Origin of the sequence: Chryseobacterium herbae, assembly GCF_025154075.1 — a bacterium.
GTDB lineage: Bacteria > Bacteroidota > Bacteroidia > Flavobacteriales > Weeksellaceae > Chryseobacterium > Chryseobacterium herbae.
The window spans coordinates 581,766-588,051 of sequence record NZ_JAOAMU010000003.1 but is presented as its reverse complement, the minus strand read 5'-3'; the positions used below and the strand labels follow the sequence as shown (position 1 = coordinate 588,051).

The window sequence follows — 6,286 nt, the reverse complement described above, 5'->3', positions numbered from 1 at the left end:
TTGATAGTTGATAGTTGATAGTTGATAGTTGATAGTTGATAGTTGATAGTTGATAGTTGATAGTTGATAGTTGATAGTTGATAGTTGCAAAATTACAAATCCCACCTCTAAATTCTAATTTCTAGCTTCTAACTTCTAATTTTAAAAAAAACACAAAATGATATTAGATTTATTTTTCCCAAACCGCTGTATTCACTGCAGCCGGATCATAGACGCGGAACTTTTGGTCTGCAGTTTATGTTTTGAACAGATTCATTTTACCCACTTTGATTATTCCGGTGACCATATCATCAAAGAAAAATGTAAACTCATGTTCCCTGTAGAAAATACGTATGCCCTGATGAAATTTGAACAGGATGGATTGAGCCAGAAAATCATCCATGAACTGAAATACAAAAGCAGGGAAAATGCCGGCAATACTCTTGCTGAATGGACAACAGAGCGTCTGGATCTTAAAGATAAAAAGCCGGACCTACTGGTTTCAGTTCCGCTTCATCCTAAAAAACTAAAGGAAAGAGGTTATAACCAGCTTCATCTGTTCACAGAAGCTTTGTCAAAGTTTTATGACATTCCGTTTGATCATGAAATCATTCAAAGAAATCATTATTCCAAAGCACAAGCCTTAAAAGACAAAAAAAACAGACTGGAAACAGTGAATCCCTTTTCCCTTTCAAAACCGATTTCCGGGAAACACATTCTTTTAATAGACGATGTTTTCACTACCGGAAATACGGTATCCTCTATTGCCTGGGAGATTCTAAATGCGGGTGATAACAGGGTGAGTATTTTGGTGATGGCAGTTGATGTGTAGGAGTTTGAGAGTTTCGGGTTACGGGCTAATGAATAACGACTAAAAAGTTTCGGGATGCGGGTTTCGGGATTAGAACTAGCAACCAGCAACTCTAAAACTCTCCGACACTCCCACTCGCGGACGCTCTGACTCTCAAACCCTCAAACTCGTACTGCAAAGCTCAATTCTTTTTCTTAATTTTCGGGTAAACTTTTGATTATGAAAAATCTGCTTTTACTGCATGGAGCGTTGGGACACAGTGATATTTTTAAGCCTTATGAAAAGGAGTTGTCAGAATATTTCAATATCCACACGCTTTTATTTTCAGGACATGGAAATACTGAACTGTCTGAAAGCGGCATCAGCATTGAAAAATACACGGAGGAGATAAAGGATTATTTAGAAAAAGAAGACCTCACAGATGTTTGTATTTTCGGGCACAGCATGGGAGGTTACGCTGCACTCAACTGTGCTCTGAGATATCCTGAAAGAATTAATTCCATCATGACTTTGGGTACAAAATTCAACTGGACTGAGGAACAGGCTATAAAGGAAAGTAAAATGCTGGATCCGGAATCTATTCTTGTGAAAGTTCCAAAATATGCTGAACAGCTGGAAAATCAACATGGTGCAAAATGGAAGCAATTACTGCCGGCCATTGCCCAAATGATGGTTTCGTTAGGTAAAAATCCACCTCTGAATGAAAGCAGTCTGTGGGCTATTACTATTCCTGTGCAGATTATGACCGGGGATAAAGACAATATGGTGAGTATAGAGGAAAGCATCCGTGCTTACCGAAGTATTCCGAATGCAAAATTGGCCATACTGCCGGATACAAAACATCCTATGGAAAAAGTACGGCCTAATTTATTATCTGATCTGATGAAAGATTTCTGGAATCTCTCTTAATATTTATCGTTGTAGTTTTTCACCGTAGCTTAAATCCCCGGCATCACCAAGTCCTGGTGTGATATATCCTTTCGAAGTCAATCCTTCATCGATAGCTCCAACCCAAATTTTCGCATCAGGATAAGCTTTTTCGATGGTTTCTACTCCTTGTCTGGAAGCAATTGCGGCTACAATATGCAGTTGAGTTGGTGTTCCGTTTGTCAAAAGGTCTTTTATGGCTTCGATTAATGAAGCTCCTGTTGCCAACATAGGATCAGCTACAATTAATGGTCTTCCTTCAATATTCGGACAGGTAAGATAATCCTGTTTGATTGAGAAATAATCATTGGCATCGTGCTTTCTGTAGGCTGCAACGAAACCACAGTCTGCTCTGTCCAGGTAGCTCAAAATCCCCTCAAACAAAGGAACCCCGGCTCTCAAAATAGTGGTAATCACCGGCTGAACAGCTATTTCCTGAACTTTGATCTTATCTAAAGGAGTTTGAATCTCTACTTCTTTATATTCCAACCCTTTACTGATCTCAAACGCTGCAATTTCACCTATACGTTCCATATTTCTACGGAATCGCATTCTGTCATGCTGGATGTCTATATTCCTAAGCTCATTAATCCAGGAGTTTATTAAAGAAGACTGTTTTGAAAGTTCTGTTACCATAGTCAATTTGATAATATAATGATGTGATGATTTGGTAATATGTTGATTTGATGATTGTTGAATCTATTACTGTTTCTTGGCAGTTGAGATTATTTTAGATAATAATTTCTGAATACTTAATAACTGTATTTTCAAAGCCGGGTCAAAGTTATAATTTTCAGAGTTTTCACAAAGCAATAACCAATATTCGGTCTCCTTCGCTTCTTTATCTGCAATTTTCAGTTTGTGGATAAAGTCTGCCCTGCTTTCAGAACTCTGCGCCTCAAAAATATTAGCTCCAATCGATGTTCCTGATTTCATGAGCTGGTTTGCAATGACAAACTTTCTGCTACTCTCAAGTAATTCAGTATATTTAATGATGTCCAATGAAAACCTGATACTTAAATCTAAAATTTCATTCTTCTTTTCCATATCTTAATTGACATTAGCACATCATCAAATTAACTTATCAGCAAATCATCTTATTTCTGTCTGAAATAGACTTCAATAGGAATTCCGGTAAATCCGAATTCTTTTCTCAGCTGGTTTTCAGTAAATCTTTTGTAAGGTTCTTTTACGTACTGCGGTAGGTTACAGAAAAATACAAACTGCGGAGACGGCGTTGGAAGCTGTACACAATATTTGATTTTAATATATTTCCCTTTGTTGGCAGGTGGCGGAGTACGTTCAAAGATAGGAAGCATTATTTCGTTCAGTTTTGAAGTTTTGATCTTCTTTTTACGGTCTTCGTAAACTTCCATTGCCACTTCTACGGCTTTTAAAATTCTCTGCTTCGTTAAAGCTGAAATGAATAAAATAGGAATATCACTGAACTGACCGATTTTATCTTTGATTACTTTCTCGAAATCACGCATGGTATTGGTCTTCTTGTCTTCTACAAGGTCCCATTTATTGACCACAATCACAATTCCTTTTCTGTTTTTCTGAGCTAGTCCGAAGATATTCATATCCTGAGATTCCCATCCTAATGTAGCGTCTACCATAATGATGACCACATCAGAAAATTCAATGGAACGAATAGATCTCATTACCGAATAGAATTCCAGGTCTTCATTTACTTTAGACTTCCTTCTCATTCCAGCAGTGTCTACCAGCACAAACTCGTATCCGAATTTATTATAAAGTGTCTGGATACTGTCTCTTGTAGTCCCTGCAATATCTGTTACAATATTTCTTTCTACATCAAGCAAAGCATTGGTCAAAGTAGATTTTCCCACGTTTGGACGTCCTGCAATGGTGATCTTAGGCAGACCTTCAAATGGATCTTTGTAGTCTGTTGTCGGGAAATCTTTAACGATATCATCTAAGATCTCTCCTGTTCCGGAACCTGTAGCTGAAGAAAGGGTGTAATATTTATCAATACCTAACTGGTAGAATTCTGTAGCAGCAAGTTCTTCTTTTGAAGAATCCACTTTATTGATGACAATATAGATCGGTTTGTTTGATCTTCTTAAAAGACGGTAGATCTCATAGTCGGTATCAGTAAGGCCTTCTTCTACATTCATCATAAAAATGATAGATGTAGCTTCATCTACTGCCAGCTGAACCTGCTTACGGATCTCTTCTTCAAAAATATCATCCGTTCCTACATCATATCCGCCGGTATCTATAACTGTAAAATCTACTCCGTTCCAGTCAGATTTCCCGTGATGACGGTCTCTGGTAACACCAGCCGTAGAATCTACGATGGCTTCCCTTCTTTCTAGTAAACGGTTAAAAAGTGTGGATTTTCCTACGTTGGGACGCCCAACGATTGCGACAATATTTGACATAAAAATGTTTAATAAATGAAATTATTAATGGGTATCTCCAACTTTTGGAGCCCAATTTTTTGCAAAGATAAGATTTTATTATTTAGTTGTTGAAAATTGAACCCTCTAAAATTGTTTACAAAACAAAAACACCTGCCTATCTATTCTATTTAAAATCATACAATTACGGATTAATACTACCTTTTCAGTTGTTAATCTGTCAAAAAATATTTTTTTCAATCAATTATTTTTTATAATTTCGCGCCACCAAAATAAACAGACCCATGGTGTAACGGTAGCACTCTGGTTTTTGGTACCATCAGTTGGGGTTCGAATCCCTGTGGGTCTACATATTATTTTAAACCATTTGAAAATCAGATGGTTTTTTTTGTTTTCTAATCACACCCTGCAATTTTAGTACTGACTTCTTTATTTGATCTTCAAATCCTTTAATCTGCTTTCCAGTATTTCCAAATGAGAGTTTGTAAAATCCAGATGGGTCACAAAACGTACCAGGTTTTTTCCAAAAGGAGAACATAATATATTTTTTTCCTTCATTATAACAACAAAGGTTACTGCGTCTATATCTTCCGGAAGCTCTCCAATCACAATATTGGTCTCAACAGGATATAACCGTATAATATCCGTATTGGCCAGCAATAAATTGCCCACTTTTTTTGCCCTCAAATGATCTTCTTTAAGCAAAGGGAAATGATTGTCAAGAGCGTAAATCCCTGCTGCGGCTAATCCTCCAGCCTGTCTCCAACCTCCTCCCATTGCTTTTCTTGATCTTCTTGCCTGTTTAATAAACTCAGAGGAACCAATCAGTACAGATCCTACCGGACATCCCAATCCTTTTGATAAGCATATGGATATACTGTCAAATACTTCTCCATAGTCCTTAGGAGTTTCTGAAGTTTCAGTTAAAGCATTAAACAATCTGGCTCCGTCTAAATGTAGAATAAGTCCATAGTCTGTACAGATTTTTTTGATTTTTTTTATCTCATCAAAATTATAAATACTTCCACCGCCTTTATTGGTCGTATTTTCTAATACAACAAGCTTTGTTATGGGCTGGTGAATATCATCCGGATTATTGACAGCGTCTTTTACCAGCGCTGCATTTAGTTTTCCATAGTCCCCGGCCAGCGGTCGCACGGAGGAAAAAGCATTCATGGCAATTCCTCCTCCTTCATACAGATAAATGTGGGAAAGCTGATCACAAATGACTTCATCCCCAGGTTTTGTGTGAACTTTAATCGCCAATTGATTGGTCATAGTTCCTGTGGGACAAAACAAGGAAGCTTCCATTCCGAACATCGCAGCAACTTTTTCTTCCAGTTTATTCACGGTAGGATCTTCACGATATACATCATCACCTAATACCGCATTGTTCATTGCATTTTTCATTGCCGGTGTGGGTAAAGTTAAGGTGTCACTCCTTAGGTCTATTATTTCATTTTCCATACTAAAAAAAATCTATTTATTAATTTCATTCTTTATTTATCTTCAATAATTACCAGCTATCAGTTTTCACTTACTATGATTATAGTAAAAAGATGATATCTAATTATAATTGGCATCCCACTCAAAATACATTTTATTGATTTCTTAATAATTCACCGCATATTGAATCTAAAAAACCTTCAAACAGGTCGATTAACAACAATAATGACAAACAAAATTAGCTTTTATTACCACTACCTTCATTCAAAATGAAAAAAATGACAGATATCTGCTATATGTTTTAATTTTCCGGTCTCCTAACTTTGCCCTCAAGATACTACCGACACCATTCGGTTGAAAAAAACACAAATAACCTATCACCCTAAACAAGCCTTCTGGCATGTTTAAGATTTGTAATTATACAATTGAAAAAAAATGAAAAAAAAAATGATTTTGATAGGTGTAGCCTTATACACCTCACACGCATCCGGACAGGTTGCTATTAATTCATCGACACCTCATCCATCAAGTAACCTTACAGTAGCTCCCACAAATTTAAAGGGAGAATATAAAGGAACTCTTTTAAGCCCAATGACAACAAACCAGATCAATACGATATTAAACCCTGCTAAAGGTCTGATCGTTTATGATACTGTAACCAAGTGTCTGAAAGTGAATAAGGGTACTCCAGCTGCCTCTCAATGGGTGTGTATAAAAACCAGATCATAAAAATGAA

General features: G+C 36.8%; 7 protein-coding genes and 1 tRNA gene. 4 read left to right on the top strand and 4 right to left on the bottom strand.

All coding sequences use genetic code 11. The features are described from left to right. Positions 1 to 157 precede the first annotated feature (157 nt). The gene (locus tag N0B48_RS12670; RefSeq protein ID WP_259839158.1) at positions 158 to 811 is read left to right on the top strand and encodes a ComF family protein; all 654 of its coding nucleotides are present in this window, start codon (positions 158 to 160) and stop codon (positions 809 to 811) included. A gap of 198 nt (positions 812 to 1,009) precedes the next feature. After that, positions 1,010 to 1,699, top strand: coding sequence for an alpha/beta fold hydrolase (locus tag N0B48_RS12665; protein ID WP_259839157.1), 690 nt, complete (start codon positions 1,010 to 1,012; stop codon positions 1,697 to 1,699). 3 nt (positions 1,700 to 1,702) lie between these two features. Here the strand turns inward: N0B48_RS12665 and upp are convergent, their stop codons facing one another. From upp to der, 3 genes are all read right to left on the bottom strand, one after another. After that, on the bottom strand, positions 1,703 to 2,353 hold the full coding sequence (gene upp, locus N0B48_RS12660) for a uracil phosphoribosyltransferase (RefSeq protein WP_259839156.1): 651 nt from the start codon (positions 2,351 to 2,353) through the stop codon (positions 1,703 to 1,705). Positions 2,354 to 2,419: 66 nt separating this feature from the next. Further along, complete coding sequence (locus N0B48_RS12655; RefSeq protein WP_259839154.1) at positions 2,420 to 2,764, bottom strand: four helix bundle protein; 345 nt, start codon at positions 2,762 to 2,764, stop codon at positions 2,420 to 2,422. 50 nt (positions 2,765 to 2,814) lie between these two features. Continuing rightward, entirely contained in the window at positions 2,815 to 4,125 is a 1,311-nt protein-coding gene (gene der, locus N0B48_RS12650; RefSeq protein WP_259839153.1) for a ribosome biogenesis GTPase Der, read from the bottom strand. A gap of 257 nt (positions 4,126 to 4,382) precedes the next feature. Here der and N0B48_RS12645 point away from each other — a divergent pair. Continuing rightward, positions 4,383 to 4,453 (top strand) — tRNA-Gln (locus N0B48_RS12645). Between the two features lie 80 nt (positions 4,454 to 4,533). Here the strand turns inward: N0B48_RS12645 and N0B48_RS12640 are convergent. After that, entirely contained in the window at positions 4,534 to 5,571 is a 1,038-nt protein-coding gene (locus tag N0B48_RS12640; RefSeq protein WP_259839152.1) for a threonine aldolase family protein, read from the bottom strand. A gap of 414 nt (positions 5,572 to 5,985) precedes the next feature. Here N0B48_RS12640 and N0B48_RS12635 point away from each other — a divergent pair, with 414 nt between their 5' ends. Continuing rightward, positions 5,986 to 6,279 (top strand): phage tail-like protein, encoded by a 294-nt coding sequence (locus tag N0B48_RS12635; protein WP_259839151.1) that lies wholly within the window; start codon positions 5,986 to 5,988, stop codon positions 6,277 to 6,279. Positions 6,280 to 6,286: the final 7 nt, after the last annotated feature.